The 16,812-nt window shown below is 68.8% G+C and carries 13 protein-coding genes; 7 read left to right on the top strand and 6 right to left on the bottom strand.

Translation table 11 applies throughout. The annotated features are described in order from the left end of the window. Positions 1-162 precede the first annotated feature (162 nt). Together KYK13_RS33300 and KYK13_RS33295 are read left to right on the top strand one after the other, a co-directional pair. Positions 163-2,829, top strand: a complete 2,667-nt coding sequence (locus KYK13_RS33300; RefSeq protein ID WP_304504073.1) for an ATP-dependent Clp protease ATP-binding subunit — start codon at positions 163-165, stop codon at positions 2,827-2,829. 441 nt (positions 2,830-3,270) lie between these two features. Then, entirely contained in the window at positions 3,271-3,531 is a 261-nt protein-coding gene (locus KYK13_RS33295; protein WP_223638067.1) for a hypothetical protein, read from the top strand. Between the two features lie 138 nt (positions 3,532-3,669). Here KYK13_RS33295 and KYK13_RS33290 read toward each other — a convergent pair whose 3' ends face one another. Together KYK13_RS33290 and KYK13_RS33285 are read right to left on the bottom strand one after the other, a co-directional pair. Further along, entirely contained in the window at positions 3,670-4,512 is an 843-nt protein-coding gene (locus tag KYK13_RS33290) for an alpha/beta fold hydrolase (RefSeq protein ID WP_223638065.1), read from the bottom strand. Between the two features lie 36 nt (positions 4,513-4,548). After that, a complete protein-coding gene (locus KYK13_RS33285; protein WP_223638062.1) occupies positions 4,549-5,301 on the bottom strand; it encodes a GntR family transcriptional regulator in 753 nt (250 codons plus the stop codon). A gap of 159 nt (positions 5,302-5,460) precedes the next feature. Here KYK13_RS33285 and KYK13_RS33280 point away from each other — a divergent pair, with 159 nt between their 5' ends. Genes KYK13_RS33280 through KYK13_RS33270 form a run of 3 tightly spaced genes read left to right on the top strand, consistent with a single transcriptional unit; the run spans position 5,461 to position 7,604 of the window. After that, complete coding sequence (locus tag KYK13_RS33280) at positions 5,461-6,378, top strand: fumarylacetoacetate hydrolase family protein (RefSeq protein ID WP_223638060.1); 918 nt, start codon at positions 5,461-5,463, stop codon at positions 6,376-6,378. Positions 6,379-6,414: 36 nt separating this feature from the next. After that, a complete protein-coding gene (locus tag KYK13_RS33275) occupies positions 6,415-6,957 on the top strand; it encodes a VOC family protein (RefSeq protein WP_223638057.1) in 543 nt (180 codons plus the stop codon). Then, positions 6,954-7,604: a polysaccharide deacetylase family protein gene (locus tag KYK13_RS33270; RefSeq protein ID WP_255654083.1), complete on the top strand. Its 651-nt coding sequence runs from the start codon at positions 6,954-6,956 to the stop codon at positions 7,602-7,604. The genes KYK13_RS33275 and KYK13_RS33270 overlap by 4 nt, the downstream gene beginning before the upstream one ends. Positions 7,605-7,637: 33 nt before the next feature. On the opposite strand, the gene KYK13_RS33265 is transcribed toward KYK13_RS33270, so the two are convergent. Further along, positions 7,638-8,591: a LysR family transcriptional regulator gene (locus KYK13_RS33265; RefSeq protein ID WP_223638051.1), complete on the bottom strand. Its 954-nt coding sequence runs from the start codon at positions 8,589-8,591 to the stop codon at positions 7,638-7,640. Between the two features lie 133 nt (positions 8,592-8,724). Between KYK13_RS33265 and KYK13_RS33260 the strand changes: the two genes are divergently transcribed. Further along, positions 8,725-9,438: an SDR family oxidoreductase gene (locus KYK13_RS33260; RefSeq protein WP_223638048.1), complete on the top strand. Its 714-nt coding sequence runs from the start codon at positions 8,725-8,727 to the stop codon at positions 9,436-9,438. Between the two features lie 98 nt (positions 9,439-9,536). Here KYK13_RS33260 and KYK13_RS33255 read toward each other — a convergent pair whose 3' ends face one another. After that, positions 9,537-11,735: a M4 family metallopeptidase gene (locus KYK13_RS33255; protein WP_223638045.1), complete on the bottom strand. Its 2,199-nt coding sequence runs from the start codon at positions 11,733-11,735 to the stop codon at positions 9,537-9,539. A 289-nt stretch (positions 11,736-12,024) separates the two neighbouring features. On the opposite strand from KYK13_RS33255, the gene KYK13_RS33250 reads away from it, so the two are divergent. Further along, positions 12,025-12,918 (top strand): AraC family transcriptional regulator, encoded by an 894-nt coding sequence (locus KYK13_RS33250; RefSeq protein ID WP_223638043.1) that lies wholly within the window; start codon positions 12,025-12,027, stop codon positions 12,916-12,918. Between the two features lie 61 nt (positions 12,919-12,979). Here KYK13_RS33250 and KYK13_RS33245 read toward each other — a convergent pair whose 3' ends face one another. Then, positions 12,980-15,283 carry a glycosyltransferase family 39 protein gene (locus KYK13_RS33245; protein WP_223638041.1) on the bottom strand — a complete coding sequence of 768 codons (2,304 nt, stop codon included), beginning with the start codon at positions 15,281-15,283 and terminating at the stop codon, positions 12,980-12,982. A gap of 61 nt (positions 15,284-15,344) precedes the next feature. Beyond that, positions 15,345-16,808, bottom strand: coding sequence for an ERAP1-like C-terminal domain-containing protein (locus KYK13_RS33240; protein ID WP_223646883.1), 1,464 nt, complete (start codon positions 16,806-16,808; stop codon positions 15,345-15,347). Positions 16,809-16,812 lie beyond the last annotated feature (4 nt).

Raw genomic sequence — 16,812 nt, 5'->3', positions numbered from 1 at the left:
GCGCGAAGCATCGGCAGGCGCTCCGCGGAGGCCTGCCTGTCACGGGAAGCGTGAGCGGTTGTTCGGCGCTCACTGGTGGGGTCGCGCCGCGGTCCCCAGATTCACAGTGTTCGAGACACGGGGCGCCACGGATATGACGGCCCTGTAAGGGGACCTAAAGCAATGGCCGACCTTTGCCAAATGTGTCAGCAGCGTCCGGCGACGACCCGGGTCACCCGGGTGACAGGCAATCGGAGAACTACCGAGGAACTGTGTGACGTGTGCGCCAGCCAGCGCTCGCGTTTCGGGCGCATGAGGCTGGGCACGTCCCTGTTCGACCAGTTCTTCAGTGGTTTCGACGACGATGATTTCGGGGGAATGGACGGTACACCCCAGTCCATCCGGCAGCCGGTGGAGCGCTACGACATCACCGAGGCCTTCTCCGAGGACACCCGCCGGGTGCTCGCGTCTGCCTTCGAGACCGCGCAGAAGGCGGGGGCACCGGCCATCGACACCGAGCACCTGCTCGCGGCGATCGCCCGGGACCCGCGTGGCCGCGAGGTCCTCACCCGACTGAAGCTCGAGCCGGCCCGGGTGGCCACCCGCGCTGAGTCGGAGATGCGCAGGGGCAAGCGGCCGATGGAGCGGCCGGAGCTGTCACCCCATGCAAAGCGCGCGTTGGAGCTCGCCTATGAGGAGGCCTACGCGCTCGGCCACTCCTATGTGGGCCCCGAGCACGTGCTGCTGGGCCTGCTGCAGGAGGGGGAAGGCACGGCGTCGGAAATCCTGCGCGAGATGGGCACCAACCATCAGAGGTCGCGCGAGGCCGTCAAAGAAGCGCTCGCCCCGGGTGCGGAGAAGAAGCGGTCGGACACGCCGTCACTGGACGAGTACTGCCGGGACCTGACGGAGCTGGCGTCCGAAGGCAAGCTGGACCCTGTGGTGGGGCGGGCGAACGAGATCGAGACAACCCTCGAAGTCCTCTCCCGCCGCACCAAGAACAACCCTTGCCTCATCGGCGAACCAGGTGTGGGCAAGACGGCCATCGCGGAGGGAATCGCCCAGCGCATCGCCTCGGAGTCCGTGCCCGACACCCTGCGCAACAAGCGGGTGCTGCAACTGGACCTCTCCGGACTGCTCGCGGGCAGCAAGTACCGCGGCGAGTTCGAGGAGCGGCTCAAGAAGGTGATTGACGAGGTGAAGGACCACAGCGAGGAGGTCATCGTCTTCATCGACGAGGTGCACACACTGGTGGGGGCGGGTGCCGCCGAGGGAGCCATGGACGCCGGCAACATGCTCAAGCCGGCGCTGGCCCGTGGAGAGCTGCATGTCATCGGGGCCACCACCCTCAACGAGTACCGCAAGAACATCGAGAAGGACGCTGCGCTCGAGCGCCGCTTCCAGCCAGTCCTGGTGCCCGAGCCCACGCCCGAGCAGGCCATCGAAATCCTCGAGGGGCTCAAGGACCGCTACGAGTCACACCACCGCGTGCGCATCACGGAGGAGGCCATCGTGGGTGCGGTGGAGCTGTCCGACCGGTACGTGCAGGGGCGCTTCCTGCCGGACAAGGCCATTGACCTGGTGGACCAGGCGGCCGCGCGCGTGCGCCTGCGTCAGACGGCGCGTCCCCAGCGGCTGACGGACGCGGAGCAGGAGGTGTCGCGGGCCAGGCGCTCGCTCGACGAGGCCCGCGACCGCAAGGACAACAAGCGCGTCCGGGAGTGCGAGCAACGGCTGGAGGCGGCCCAGAAGGCGGCGGCGGCGGCGCAGAAGGAGTGGCGCTCGACCAAGCGCGAGGAGACGCCCGAGGTGCGGGACACGGACATCGCCGAGGTGCTCTCGCGGATGACGGGCATCCCGGTGACCCAGATGACCGAGGACGAGCGCAAGAAGCTCTCCTACCTCGAGCAGCGGCTGCACGAGCGCGTCATCGGGCAGGACGAGGCCATCCGGGTGCTCTCGCAGGCCATCCGGCGGGCGAGGGCCGGCCTCAAGGACCCGAACAAGCCCATCGGCTCCTTCCTCTTCCTGGGCCCCACGGGGGTGGGCAAGACGGAGCTGGCCAAGACGCTCGCGGAGCAGCTCTTCGGGGACGAGAAGGCGCTCATCCGCTTCGACATGAGCGAATACATGGAGAAGCACACCGTGAGCCGGCTGGTGGGTGCCCCACCGGGCTATGTCGGCTACGACGAGGGCGGGCAGTTGACCGAGGCCGTGCGAAGGCGCCCCTACGCGGTCCTCCTCTTCGACGAGGTGGAGAAGGCCCACCCCGACGTGTTCCACGTCCTGCTGCAGGTGCTCGACGACGGGCGGCTCACCGACGCCCAAGGGAGGACGGTGAGCTTCAAGAACACCGTCATCATCGGCACCAGCAACCTGGGCTCGCAGCTCATCCAGGACATGACGGCGCGCCAGGACTCGCAGGAGCGCATCCGTGACCGGGTGATGCCGGTGCTCAAGGGGCACTTCCCGCCGGAGTTCCTCAATCGCATCGACGAGGCGATGGTGTTCGAGCCGCTCAACCGCCCCCAGTTGCGCGAAATCGTCAACCTCATGATGGAGAAGACGCGGCGCCTGCTCCACGGCCAGGACATCCAGATGGAGGTGACGCCCGCGGCCATCGACGCGCTGCTGGAGCGCGGATGGGATCCTGGCTACGGAGCCCGTCCGCTGCGGCGGGAAATCCAGCGCGCCATCGAGGGACCCATCTCCGAGTCCCTCATCCGCGGAACGCTGCAAGAGGGGAAGCGGGTGCGCGTGGACTTCCGGGACGGGGCGTTCCGGTTCGAGCCGTTGGAGGCGCGGGAGGAGCGTCCCGCCGTGGAGGAGCAACCTCCCGAGGTGCACTGAGAGGCCCCGCGCCAGCCGGGCAGGAGAGGACACCCGAGCATCAGACACATGGGGGGCCGGTGGAAGACCTGGGAGCTCAGCTTCCGCCTCGTTCGGGTTCGATCAAGGATTGGACGGATAGGAACCCTGTTGAGGGCTGCGGGGGGGAAGAGGGGCCGAGGATGGCTGCGGCCGGGTGCCCTGCGGGCAGTGCGCGGTGCCAGCTTCGCGGGCCGCGAGGGCAATGCCAGGTGCTCCAGAATGGCAGGTCCCCCACCAGGGGCCGTCAGGTATGCCAGCACCTTCGTGCGGCCTCCACACCGAGAGCAGGCGAAGACATCCAGCGCGAACGTCCGGCGCAGCAGTCCCGCCCAATCCAATCGCGGCGTGCGCTCCTTCGCCGACTCCACTGTCGCAGCCAGGGCCGGGCTCTCCTCCTCCAGCCCCGGCTCCGCCCCCCGCTTGAGGGAGCAGAAATGGCCGCACTTTCGCGCCTGGAACCTGGATGACTCGTCCGCGAGCCCGGCGGACTCCGGCGTTCGCCTCCGGCTGCTGCGGCTCGTGATGAGCCTGTCGGGCATCCACTGGAGCGCGGAGACCGTCGCCGAGACGCCCTTCTTCCGCGCCGAGGCGGAGTTCCTGATCCGTGGCGACCTCGAACAGCTCGTCGCGCTGGGCGAGCCCGAAGCCGAGGGCATCATCCGCGAGGTGCGAAAGGCATAGCGCGTGCCCTGGCCGCGGGGCCGGGGCCAGGTCCGCCAGGACTTCCCCCGGGGGCCTTGCTGGCGCGACGGGCCACGTCGAGCGTGACGCTCCGAAGACCGCAGTGCCTGCCTCCCGTGGGCGGAGGCGCACCGGACGTCACTCCGCCGACTTCGCGGCCTCCACGAAGTGCGCGAGCGCGGCCTCGAAGTCCGCTGTCGCCTCGATGAAGGGCAGGTGCCCCACGCCCGGAAGCCACGTGCCCCGCGCCGCGCGGGCGCACGGCAGCACCACCTCCGAACTCATGCTCGGAAGGACCACCAGGTCGAGCTCACCGTGGAGCGTCGCCACAGGGCGGCCGCAACGCTCCAGCTCCACCGAGTAGTCCTCCGCGCGGGAGAGGAGCGCGCGCCGAACGTTCGGGGGCACGCGGAGCATGGCGCGGACGCTCTCCTCGGCCAGCGACGGGTCGACTCGTCGCGCGGCGCATGCGCCGATGAAGGCGCGAGCGGCGGCCTCGTAGGTTTCCGCGTCCTCGGACAGCAGGCCCCGCGCGTTCGACATCATTCCTGGCCCGAACAGGGCGCGCGCGGGCTTGCCTGTCTTGAGCGACGCGGCCACGAAGAAGAGGCCGCCCAACGCGGAATCTCCCCGGTGCCGGAGGTAGTCCCCGACGACGACGCCACCGTATGACCAGGAGACCACGACCGGCCGCTCCAGGCCGAGCCGCTGGATGACCGCCTCCAGGTCTGCGGCGAAGTGGACGCCATTCACGTACGGCGCGTCCCCTTCAGGCTTGTCCGAGTCGCCGTGACCACGGAGGTCGACCGCGACGAGCCGGTGGCTCCGAGCCAGACCGCCCTGGAGGACCGTGTCCCACGCATGGCGGCTCTGGGCGAAGCCATGCACGAAGAGCACGCAGGGTGCACCCGACGACGGGCCCGTCTCGCTCACCGCGAGCCGGACGCCACCTGAACCTTCAACGAAGCAAGTGCGCAGCATGTCGGCCGCCGCCAGTACGCGCCCGCGGACGGCCCGTCAATCCTTTGTGGGATGGGAACGGATTTTTGTCGGCAAAGTCTTCTGAGGGGGAGGAGCGCTCGCGCGCAGCCCCGGGTGGACATGGAGGACGAGCTCGGTGGTCCTCGCCAGGTGCTCGGTCAGGAGCGCGCAGGCGCGCTCCGCGTCGCGGTCCAGGGTGGCTCGCACGAGCGCGGTGTGCTCTGCCTCCACGTCCCTCCCGGCCTTGCCGTGCGCCTGGGCAAGGCGCCGGTAGCGTTCGGTCTGGTCGAACAAGGTCGCATGGAACTTCAGGAGCCAGGGCGAGCCGCACGCGCTGAGCAGGGCCGCGTGGAAGCGCGCGTGCTCGAGCTCCCAGGCCTCGTCGAGCGTCCCTTGCTCCGAGGCCTGGACGCTCCGGAGGAGGCGGTGCAGGGCCGCGGTCACCTCTCCCTCCCAGGTGATGTCGCCATGGATGATGGCCGCGCGCAGCGCGAGCGTCTCGATCTGCTGGCGCGTCCGCGTCAGGTCCAGGATGTCGGCGCGAGAGATGGGCGCCACCCGGAAGCCACGTTGGTCCTCGATGGTGACGAGCCCCTCGGACGCCAGTCGGCAGCAGGCCTCCCGCAGCGGTGTCCGCCCGACGCCGTAGCGTGGCGCCAGATGTTCGAGCCGCAGCTTCTCACCCGGGGGCAACACCCCATGAAGGATGTCCCCGCGCAGCCGGTCTACGACCGCCGACGCGAGCGTGGGTTCGGACACCGGGCCACGGATGCGGGATGGAGCAGCCATCGACCTCCTCATGGGAACGACACGACCTATACGTCAGGGCGCGAAATTGACACAAGGCGTCGAATTGGATGCAAAGTGTATTTTGTCGACATTTGGTTGATGTGCCTCGGCTCCGTCGCTAACCTGGGCGGGCGGCACAGGGAGACCAGCGACATGCGGATGGCATCGATTCTCGTGAAGGAGGTGCCCGCCCTGGGCGTGCGCACCCCCAGAGGGATGGTCAACATGACGGCTCTCGACCCGTCGGTCGGGAGCTCGCTGCGGGCCCTGCTCGAGCGGGGCCCCGGCGCGTTGGCGACGCTCGCCGCTCGCGCGGCGGAGGCGGCCGAGTCGTACGTGCTCTCGCCCGCGGAGTTCCGCTTCCGGCCGCTCGTGCCAGAGCCGAGCAAGTTCCTCTGCCTCGGGTTGAACTACGTCGCGCACGCGTCGGAGGCGACCTACGAAACGCCGCGCCACCCCGTGGTCTTCACGCGTGTCCCGTCGAGCCTCCTCGCGCACGGTGAGCCGCTGGTGGTCCCCACCTGCTCGAACCAGCTCGACTACGAGGCCGAGCTCGCCGTGGTGGTGGGGCGCCCGGGGCGGAACATCCCACGGGAGCGGGCGCTGGAATGGGTCGCCGGGTACACGCTCTTCAACGACGGCTCGATTCGGGACTACCAGAAGCGCACTCCCCAGTGGACGGTGGGGAAGAACTTCGATGGGACCGGGCCCCTGGGCCCCGAGCTCGTCACCCCCGATGAGCTGCCCGAGGGCGCTCGCGGGCTGCGCATCCAGATGCGTGTCGGGGGGGAGCTCCTCCAGGACGCGAACACGTCGGACATGATCTTCGACGTCGCCACCGTCATCGCGGACCTCTCCGAGGCCATGACGCTCCAGCCGGGAGATGTCATCGCGATGGGCACTCCGAGCGGCGTGGGCGCCGCGCGAACGCCGCCGCGGTACCTTCGCGCCGGTGACGTCTGTGAGGTCTCCATCGAGCGGCTCGGAGCCCTGACCAACCCTGTCGCCGACGCTGTCCCCGCGCGCGCCGGGGCGTCGCGCACGCACGAGCAGCCTGCCGCCCTGGCGGCGAAGTGAGCTGGGGTCGTTGAGGAAGCACCCACGGGAGGACGAATGTCCACGCAAGCGAAGCTGCCCAGCAGGCTGCATCACACGGCCTACGTGACCCGGGATCTCGAGGCGACACGGAAGTTCTACGAGGAGTTGATTGGCCTGCCGCTCGTCGCGACCTGGTGCGAGTCGGACGAGCTGTTCGGTGCCGTCCGAACCTACTGCCACACGTTCTTCGAGCTCGCGGATGGGAGCGCGCTCGCGTTCTTCCAGTTCGAGAAGCCGGCGGACCAGCAGCTCTTCGGGCCGGAGATGCCCGCCTCTCCGTTCCACCACATCGCGCTGAACGTGGACCCGGAGACCCAGCACGGAATCGAGCAGCGCCTGCGGGCCGCTGGCTACAAGGAGCCCGAGCTGTACGTGCTGGAGCACGGCTACTGTCGCTCGCTCTACGTGAAGGACCCGAACGGGATGATCGTCGAGTTCACGCACGACAGCCCGGAGGCCGTGCGGCCTGAACTCGTGGAGGCCCGTCGCGCCAGGGCCCGCCAGGAGCTGGCGCGGTGGCTCGCGGGGGATCGCACCTCCAACAACGTGTTCCGGTGAGCCTGCTCACGCTCTCGTTCGACAACGGGCCCGATCCCCGCGTGACGCCGCGGGTGCTCGATGTCCTGGCGTCGCACGCCATCCCTGCTTGGTTCTTCGTGCTGGGGAAGAACCTCGTCTCGGACGAGGGGAGGCGGCTCGTCGAGCGCGCGCGCGATGCGGGGCACCTCATCGGGAATCACTCCTTCACGCACTCCATTCCGCTCGGGGAAGATGCGCGCCCGGACGCGGTGGAGGAGGAGATCGCCGCGACGGATGAGCTCCTCGCCCCGCTGGTGTCCGCGCCGAAGAGGTTCCGTCCCTTCGGCGGCGGAGGGAGGCTGGGCCCGCATCTGCTGAGTCCGCGCGCCGTCGACCACCTGTGCGCCCGCCAGTACTCGTGTGTGCTCTGGAACAGCGTCCCCGGCGACTGGCTGGATCCCGCGGGGTGGCCGGAGAAGGCGCTCCAGGATTGCGCGCTGCGCCCTCATACGCTGATGGTCTTGCATGACATCCCGGACGCCTGCCTGGAGGGCCTGGATGGGTTCCTCGTCCGGGCGAAGGCGCTGGGCCTGCGCTTCACGACGGAGTGCCCGCCGGACTGTGTGCCCATCGTGGAGGGGCGCATCGTTGGCGACCTCTCGGGCCTCGTCGCCGCCAGCGGCTGACGGGGCGAGCGGCGTCGGCTCGCGGTTGTCGCGCTACACGCCCGGGCGCGCGAACTCCGGGGCGAACTGCGGCTGGGTGGCCATCTGCGCGACCAGCGCGTCGATCACCAGTCGAACCCGCGGAGGCATGTGCCTGCCCCTCGGCCAGACGGCGTGGATGGGTAACGAGGCGCCCCGGAGCGTTGGCAGCACCCGGCGCAAGGCGCCAGCCTGCAAGTGTTCATCGGCCAGCCACGAGGGCAGTTGCGCCACGCCCATGCCCGCCAGCGCCGCATCCAGCAAGGCGCCGGTGTCACGCAGGCAGAGCGCGCCATCCACGGGGACCTCGCTCGAGGTCACTCCGGCCTCCGGTCGCGTTGCGTCCACAAGCTCCGTCAACCGCCAGCCCGTCCGGCGATCCGATAGCAGGCAACGGTGCCCGGCGAGGTCGGCGAGGGACTGAGGCACGCCGCCGCGCGCCAGATACGTCGGCGAGGCGCACAGGACTGTCCGTTGTATACCCAGGGGGCGTGCCATCAGCTCCGCGCGGTCCGCCAGCTTGCCGATGCGCACGGCCAGATCCACACCGTCAGCCACCAGTTCGCTCACGCGATTGGAGAACGTCACATCGAAGCGCAAGCGCGGATGCCGCGTGGCCAGCTCCCCCACGACCGGCATGACCCAGCGACGGCCGAACAGCAGGGGCACGTCCAGGCGCACGTCGCCCGCCGGTTGTGTCCGCCGGGTGCTGACGGACGCCTCCGCCGAGGCCAAGGCATCCATCACCTGCCGGCAACGCTCGTGGAATTCACGCCCCTCCGGCGTCAACGCAAGCCGGCGGGTGGAGCGCTCCACCAGGCGCACGCCCAGGCGCGCTTCAAGCCGCGAGACCGCCTTGCTCACGGCCGTACGCGACACGTCGATGCGTAGCGCCGCGTCGGTGAAGCTCCCCGTGTCGCCCAAGGCGACAAAGGCGCGGATTCCAGCCAGTGCGCTCTGCGTCAGCATCCGGTCTCCTTTGGGTTCGCCGTCGAACGACGGAAGGGTGACACTTTGTCACGTTGGAGGCGACCTCCCCGCACGCCACCTGCTCGGTACATTGAGGTCTCGACGCAGCTCAACCCGTCATCGAGGAGACAGGATGTCACGCGACAAGACGTTGGTGGTGATCGGCGGCAGCTCCGGCATCGGCTTTCGAACCGCGCAATTGGCGGCCGAGCGCGGGCTCAACGTGGTCATCGGGGGCCGTTCTCAAGACCGACTCGACAGTGCACTGGCTCGGTTGGGCGCCGGCGCGCGCGGCTACACCGTCGATTCAGCGTCGCGCGAGTCGCTGGCGGCGTTCTTCGGCCACCTCGACAGCGTCGACATGCTCTTCACTCCTGGGGCGAGCTACCGCGTCGGAAGCTTCGCCGACAGTGCGCCCGAGGTCGCGGAGAGCCCGTTCACGCACAAGTTCTGGGGACAATATTGGGCCGTGCACGCCGCGCTGCCGAAGTTGACGGAGCGTGCATCGGTGGTGCTGATGTCGGGTGCCGCTGGCGCCCGGCCCGTCAAGGGGGGCGCGGCCTACGCCGCCTGCAACGCCGCGGTCGAAGGGCTCGCGCGGGGGCTGGCCACGGAGCTCGCGCCGCGTCGGGTCAATGTCATCGCGCCGGGCACCGTCGACAGCGACCTGTGGCGTCGGCGCCCCGCCGAGCTCCGCGACGCCGCCTTCAGCGGCTATCGCGCCGCCACGCTGCTCGGTGAGGTCGGGCGCGTCGACGATGTCGCGGATGCGGCCCTGTTCTTGCTCACCAACAGCTCCATGACCGGCTCGACACTCTTCGCCGATGGCGGCTACGTGTTGCGCTGAGCCTGGTGCTTGTTTCGGTAGGCGCGGAGGGTTGAGCCGGGTTGGAGCGAGGCGCAGGAGGGCGCCTCGCTCCGTGGAAGACCTGCTGTCCTCCGGCCCTACGGAATGTTGTACGTCAAGGTTAGGTCGTAGGTGCTCGCGGTGTAGCCCCGCACCATGAGGTAGACGCGTTGCACGCCGGACGGAACCGTCATCAGGCACGACTCGGAGGCACCGGCGAGGTAGGGGCGGCAGTCGTAATCAGTGAGCGTGGGGGGCTGGTTCCAGCGGACGTACAGGTCCGGGTCCCCCGTTCCCGTCATCACCGCGGTGAGCTTCCTGCCTGGAATGACGCAGAAGGGGCCCATGGGGTGCTGATCGCCAAGACTGAGGCTTCCCTTCATGTTCACCGTGGGCGGGTCGTAGGTGGCAGGGGTGTAGGTGGCCTTCAGGGAGACGCCGGCGAAAGCGTTCTTGCCATGCAACATGACGTACCACCTGCCAGGGGACGGGCTGGGGAACGTGCAGGTCTCTTCATTTCCGGGAAGCATCGACCGGCAGTCGAAGTTGACGAGCGTCGGCTGCGAGTCGAACTTCACGTACAGGTCCGCGTTCCCCGTGCCGCCGCTGGTGCTGATGGTGAGCTTGCTCGGGGTGGCCAGCGTGTTGACCGCGCCGTTCCCACCCTCCATGAGCGAGAGGCAGTTTCCGCCGCCCGGTTCACTCGGCACATCGAAGTAGGCGTATTGCGTGCTGTCCGGGGCGCCTCCCAGGCCTGGGAGCGGCACGCCGTTGATGAGCTGCGGCATCTCGAGCGAGGACACCCCCACGGCGGTCCATGCGTTCTCGACCGACTGTGTCGTGGCCGCGTCGTAGCCGAGCGCCTGGGCGGCCTGCACCGTGTACAGCCTTGCCTGACGGAGGGTGGTGGTGGAGGTGAAGTAGTTCGTGTTCGCCCAATAGAAGATGCGTCCCGCCTTCTGGATGCCAATGCCCGACACGACCGTGGTCGTCTTGCCGCGTGGGTGGGTGCCACCTTGGGCGAGCAGGTAGAAGGCCAGGTTGGGAATGCCGGAGCCGTAGTGCACATCCGTGCCGGAGGAGTAGTTCGGGTAGTAGTCCACCGACGCCCCGTCCAGCACGGGGTCGTTCATGTATCGGAGCGCGTCGTTCGGGATGCTCGGGGTCCAGACGTCGTCGCCAATCATGTAGACGCCGCTGTCGATGCTCCACCCTTTCGCCCACGCTTCGCAGTAGGCGGAGAAGATGTCGCTCAGGGACTCGCTGAGCGCCCCGGACTCGTTGGCGTAGACGAGGTTCGACTCGAGCTCCGTCACCGCATGCGTCAGCTCGTGCGCGGTCACGTCCCGCGACTTGCCCAGCGCGGTGGAATTCACGCCGTCCCCATCGCCGTACACCAACTGCACGCCATTCCAGTAGGCGTTCACGTAGTTGGAGCCGTAGTGCACCGTGCTCCTGAGCGGTGCGCCCGCGTTGTCGAAGGAGTCGCGGCCGAAGTTCTGGAGGTAGCACTGGTAGATGGTGCTCAGGTGGCCGAAGCTCTCGTCCACGTGGGAGTCGCCCGTGGCCGCGCTTCCCTCAAAGCGCCTGAGGGTGCCGGGGAGCGTGGTGCCGTTGTTGGCCGAGTACACCTGGCGATTCAGCGCCGTATGGATGCGCGAATGGACCGCCAGCCGCGCTCCCGTCTCCGCGTCCACGTACACCTGCTCGTCCGCTGGCAGGTCGCCGCGGTCGCCTGTGACGTGTACCTCGTAGGCCAGCGTCGTCGGACGCGCGCCTTCGCCCAGCAGATACACCAGCCGCGCGGGACGCTCCGCCACCGCGTCGCGGACCCCCAGGTCGCGGACCGCCGCGCTCGCCGCCATGGCTTCTGACAGCGCCGGCGACACCTCCGCCTTCGCCCCGTCACGTGCTGAACCGTTGGCCGCGTAGATGAGGCCCGTGGTGTCCGCGTGGAGAATCAGCTCGCCGCCCACCACCTTCAGCCCGTTCTTGAACTGCTGGAAGCGCAGGTGGCTGTGGCCCTGTTCGTCCACCTGCACCCGCGACAGCATCAGGTCTTCGCCACGCAGGCGAAACGCGGGCGCGATGCCTCGCAGCGACTCCTGCGTCCGCGGCCCTCCTGGGAGCAGCCGCGCATCCGCCCCCAGGTCGATTTGTCCCAGCTCTCCACGGATGAAGTAGGGAATCCCTCCCTCCGCTCCCACGCTCCGCGCATCATGCAGGTTGCCTGGCGCGGCCCGGAGGTCGTTGTCGTCCTGCTCCACCGGAGCCGCCGCGGCTTCCCCGCCGGTCATGCTGCATCCGCAAAGCGAGAGGCCAGCCCAGACGGCGCAAAGACTCCTCAATAGGCTTTTCATCGGAGAATCCCCCACTTCAAATGGAGTTAGGATTTTACCACGAGCGCTGGCAATTACATGCTTGGGGGCGCCCTGTCCGCCAGGCGAGGCTCGCCAGCGCGCAAGATTCTCCAAGCGCGGTGCGTAGGGCGTGACCAGGGTCGCGCCGCGTCATGACAGCGCACGGGGCGGCCCTCCTGGATGCGGCGGCTGGCGGACGGGGAGAACGATGGCGGCGACGACGGTCATGAAGTGCGATTCGCTCTCGGTGTTCGACTACCGGTGCCACGCGGGTCCCTGGGACACGCCGTTCACGGAGCAGCACACGGGCTTCTCCATTGCCTATTTCAGCTACCACACGCGGGGGAACACGTTCGAGCTGGTGGCGGGCTCGCTGCTGATTGGCCACCCTGGTGACGAATACCAGTGCACGCACGAGCACGTGGTGGGGGACGAGTGTCTGTCATTCGGGCTCTCGGAGACGCTGGTGGATGCCCTCGGTGGTCGGCAGGAGGTCTGGCGGACGGGCCCCGTTCCTCCGCTGCCGGAGTTGATGGTGTTCGCCGAACTCGCGCGGGCGGCGGTGGAGGGCAGGCGCGACCTGGGGCTCGATGAGCTGGGGGGCCTGTTCGCTGCACGCTTCGTGGACGTCGCCACTGGAAGGAAGCTCAGGCCGGTGGACGCCCGGCCGCAGCATCGCCGCCGCGCGGTGGAGGCGGCGCTGTGGTTGGACGCGCACTCGCACGAGCCGGTCGTGCTCGAACGGGTGGCGCGGGAGGTCGGGCTCAGTCCGTTCCACTTCCTCCGGCTGTTCTCGAAGGTCCTGGGCGTCTCTCCGCACCAGTACTTGATCCGCTCCCGCCTGCGCCACGCGGCCCGACTGCTGGCCGACGATGCTCGCTCCATCACCGACATCGCGTTCGACGTCGGCTTTGGTGACCTCTCCAACTTCGTGCGCACCTTCCACCGCGCCGCGGGCGTCCCGCCCAAGCCAATCGCGGCGTGCGCTCCTTCGCCGACTCCACTGTCGCAGCCAGGGCCGGGCTCTCCTCCTCCAGCCCCGGCTCCACCCCCGCTTGAGGGAGCGCCCCCCTCACCCGGCGTCTTCTGCGAGGACGGGAACTTCCAGCGGGCACGCTGAATGGCGCCATGGCCGACCCTGGCCCGCTTTCCCTGCGCGCGCTCCTGCGCTGGGATACCGCTCAGTCGACGGTCACCAGCACGAACTTGTTGTTGATGTCCCGGTCCACGGGCGTCACCACGTGGTCCGGCCCCACCGCGTCGCGCACCAGGTTGAGGCGGTTGTGCTCCACCAGCACCCACACCCGGCCCGGCCGCGCCGCCAGGTTGCGCATGCGTGTGCTGGCGTCGCGGGCGCGGAACTGCTCCACCGTGTTCTGCGAGTAGAACGTCTCACCGCGCCAGTTCATCATGTACGCGACGATGGGCTCGTCCGCCTTGCGCTGCTCGTAGTAGCGCCAGAAGAGGTCACGCTGCGTCCAGTGGTGGGCCAGGTCCACCCAGTGGCTCCAGTTGAACCAGAGGGCCACGCCCGCCGCAAGCGCCCAGAACGTACCGAACAGCATCACCCGCGTGCGCCTGAGGGCCGCCACCACCGCCAGCGCTCCGGCCACCGCGAAGGTGAAGCCCAGCGTCCTCTTGATGTTGACGGGCTCGGACAGCGCCTTGAGCAGCGAGTCCTCCGCCACCGGCTGGCGGAAGCCCCGCACCGCGAGCGCCACACCTACCACCGCGATGAGCCCCGCCACCGTCCTCAGCGACGAGCGGCCCTCCGTGCCCGGCCGCGAGGACTGCCAGCCCAGGAAGCCGGCCACCGCCAGGAACGCCAATCCCAGCAATACCTCCGCGGACACCTGCGCCCGCGACGCCACCGCGCCCAGCGTGGCCACGCCGGACAACAACAGCAGCAGTGCCACCGCGCGCGCCCCCGGTGATGCCTTCTCCTTCGCGCGGGGAGCGAACACGTCGAACGCGAGGTACACGCCGAAGGCCAGCAGCACCAGCGTCACCAGGTCCCCCGCCCACAGCGGGCGCGCGGCGAAGAAGGCGATGGGCTTCGTCACCAGGTCCTGCGGGTACGGGCGGTCGTAGTTGAAGACAAACAGGTCCGTGAAGTTCTTCGGGTTCTCCGCCAGGTCCTTGCCCACCAGGACGAAGAGCACGAACCCGAAGATGAGGCTCACCGCGTGCGCGGAGATGCCCTCCTCCCACAGCCGGTCCGCGAAGAGGGCCAGCAGGATGGCCAGGCCCGGCAGCACGGGGAAGACGTAGTGGTGGAACTTCGTGGCGCTGGAGGACAGCAGCCAGAATGCGAAGGCCACCCACAGCACGGCGATGAGGGCCAGATGATCCGCCTTGCTCGCCGAGCGCAGGCGCAGCCGCGACACCACGGCGAAAGCGCCGGGCAAGAGCGCCACCCAGGGGAAGATGGCGAAGCCGCCCTGCTCGATGAAGTAGATGAAGGTGCCGCCCGGCGTGGTGGTGTAGACGCCCGCCGTGAGGCGGTTCAGGTGGTCGTGGATGAAGAAGCGGTACCAGAAGAGCTTGCCCTCGTCGTCCACCTCCTTGAAGAGAGACAGGGTGAGGTACCAGGGCACCGCCACCGCGAGGAACACGAGGATGCCCGTGCCCAGGTGCATCCGATACATCTGCCCCCACAGCACGGGCATGGGCATGCGGCCCTCGCGCACGTCCTTGCGGAAGTCCTTGTCCGACAGCCAGCGCAGGTGCTGCTCCACGCTGGCGCCGTCCCAGGGAATGACGGCCAGCGCCGCGTACAGCACCAGTATGACGGCGGGCAGGCCCACGCCGAGCAGACCCTTGGCCAGCGTGGCCAGGCCGGCGAAGAAGTAGAAGCCGTACCACCACGCGGCGCGGTGCTTCGTCGTCTCATCCAGCTGACCGATGAGCGCGCACGCCATGGCGCAGCTGAAGGTCGTGACGAAGGGCGTGTCCGTCACCGTCTGCCGCGTGAGCAGGAAGTACAGCGGCATGGTGGCCAGGATGAAGCCCGTGGCCAGGCCCGCGCGGTGGCTCACCACTCGCGACACCGCGAGCGAGAGGAGCGCCACCGCGGTGATGCTGAGGAGGGCGAAGGGGATGCGCATGCCCCACTCGGTGTAGAGGGCCACCGCGCCGCTGCCGCGCACGGTGCCCACCACCTGCATGCCCAGCGCCTGCATCCACATGGTGAGCGGGGGCTTGGAGAAGAAGTGGGCGCCTTCCCAGAAGGGATACACGTAGTCGCGGCGCTCGATCATCATCCGAGCCACCTCGCCATAGTGCGTCTCCCAGCAGTCCCACAGCCCCACCGCTCCCAGGTACGGGAGGAACAGGAGGGCTGCGAAGCCGGCGCTGGCCACCACGACGCGCGTACTGAAAGGCAGCCGAAGCCACCGCTTCATCCAGGTCGCGGAGAGGGTTTCCTTGCCGAGAATGGCCTCGGTGAAGGTCTGCTCCGGCTGCTGTTCGCCTGCGCTCGCCACGGACTGAAGCTCCTTGAGTCGTTTCGGCCGGGTGGCCCGTGCAGGCCACCCTATCCCAGACTCACCGGGTGCGGAGGAATGCCTTGACGCTCGGGGCGTGGACCTCCTGGGCCTTGATGCACAGACGGATGGACTCCAGGGCCCGGGCGAGCGCTCGTGGTCCGCCTTCAATCTTGTCCACGCGGGGCGTGAGGAACGTCTCCACCTGCGCGAGGTCGATCTCGTTGCAGCGGTTCCCCGTCTGTCCAATCAGCCGGCCCAGCTCATCTGAGCGCAACCGCTGGCTCAGTGCATCGAAGTGCGTCTGGTAGAAGTTCCACGCCAGCGCTTGTGACTCCGGCGACATCAGCGCCATGCCGAGGATGACCTGCGAATCACGCCCGTCGAAATCGGGTGACACCACGAGCCCCAGCGCGCGCCACAGCAGGTCCGGGTTCCGGAAGTACGCCAGCGATGTCAGCAGCCGGGAACGCTCGCTGCGGTCCTGCTCCTTCTTCGCCGCCTCCAGCAGCGCGTCGAACAGCGCCACGTCGCCATGCGCCGCCGCCCGGGGCAGCGCGCTGCCGAATGCCTCCGGATCCACCGACTTCCGGTCCGCCAGCCACGCGCGCACCAGGGTCAGCGCTTCCTTCGCCAACTGCGGATCATCCCCGGTCCCACCGGCCAACTGGAGGAACAGCGAGCGCGACTCCTTCACCGAGTCGTCCTCGCCCGGCTTCGGCACCCAGCCCATCGCCCTCGCGCGTGCGGAGTAGAGCGACGCCACCCACGCGCGGAAGCGCTGGCGCTCCTCCTGCGTGAGCTGATCCACGGGCACCTGCCCGAGCAGCGAAGCACCACTCTGCACCACGAGCCGGTTCGTCGACTTCGCCGAGGCAGGCACCGCCTTCAAGGCCTCCCCCAGCGGCAGGTCGCCCCGCTCCACCGCCGCGTCCACGTCCGCCGACGGTCCCTGCAACATCGAGCACACCCGCGACGACTGCGTGCCCGTCCCCACGCGCAGAGACACGGGCACCTGCCACTCCTGCTTCGCGTCCGCCTTGGACCCGACGGGCAGGTAGCGCTCCTGCGACAGCTTCACTGTCGGCGCGCCGCCCGCCGGGCACGACAGCTGCGCGGTGATGCGCGGCGCTCCCTTCTGGACGATGAACCCGCCGAAGGACCGCGCCACCTCCGGCCCCGCCGACTGGGACAGGTCCGCGAGGAAGTCCTCCATCGTCGCGACCTTCCAGGCGTGCTCGCGGAGGTAGCCCCGGATTACGTCGCGGAAGCGCTCCGGCCCCAGCCAGGCCTCGTACATGACGATGACGGACGAGTCCTTGTCATACGTGGTTCCGTTGTCGAACGAGCCCACGATGTCGTCATTGTTCTCCACCGGCTTGCGCACGGGCAGCGCGGCCTCCAACGCATCCGACTCCAGCGCGGACCGCGTCGCGGACATGGCGCGCTCCTGCTGGTAGTCCCAGGACGGCTCCAGCCGGTCCACGGTCTGCCGGTCCAGCCATGCGGTGAAGGACTCGTTCAGCCAG

Origin of the sequence: Corallococcus sp. EGB (genome assembly GCF_019968905.1) — a bacterium.
GTDB lineage: Bacteria > Myxococcota > Myxococcia > Myxococcales > Myxococcaceae > Corallococcus.
The sequence above is the reverse complement of the archived record's forward strand: the minus strand, read 5'-3'. Positions and strand labels throughout refer to the sequence as shown.

Coding starts and splice junctions, on each gene's coding strand:
- KYK13_RS33300 (WP_304504073.1), top strand. CDS start 163: ATGGCCGACCTTTGCCAAATGTGTCAGCAGCGTCCGGCGACGACCCGG.
- KYK13_RS33290 (WP_223638065.1), bottom strand. CDS start 4,512: ATGCTGCGCACTTGCTTCGTTGAAGGTTCAGGTGGCGTCCGGCTCGCG.
- KYK13_RS33285 (WP_223638062.1), bottom strand. CDS start 5,301: ATGGCTGCTCCATCCCGCATCCGTGGCCCGGTGTCCGAACCCACGCTC.
- KYK13_RS33280 (WP_223638060.1), top strand. CDS start 5,461: ATGGCATCGATTCTCGTGAAGGAGGTGCCCGCCCTGGGCGTGCGCACC.
- KYK13_RS33275 (WP_223638057.1), top strand. CDS start 6,415: ATGTCCACGCAAGCGAAGCTGCCCAGCAGGCTGCATCACACGGCCTAC.
- KYK13_RS33265 (WP_223638051.1), bottom strand. CDS start 8,591: ATGCTGACGCAGAGCGCACTGGCTGGAATCCGCGCCTTTGTCGCCTTG.
- KYK13_RS33260 (WP_223638048.1), top strand. CDS start 8,725: ATGTCACGCGACAAGACGTTGGTGGTGATCGGCGGCAGCTCCGGCATC.
- KYK13_RS33255 (WP_223638045.1), bottom strand. CDS start 11,735: ATGACCGGCGGGGAAGCCGCGGCGGCTCCGGTGGAGCAGGACGACAAC.
- KYK13_RS33250 (WP_223638043.1), top strand. CDS start 12,025: ATGAAGTGCGATTCGCTCTCGGTGTTCGACTACCGGTGCCACGCGGGT.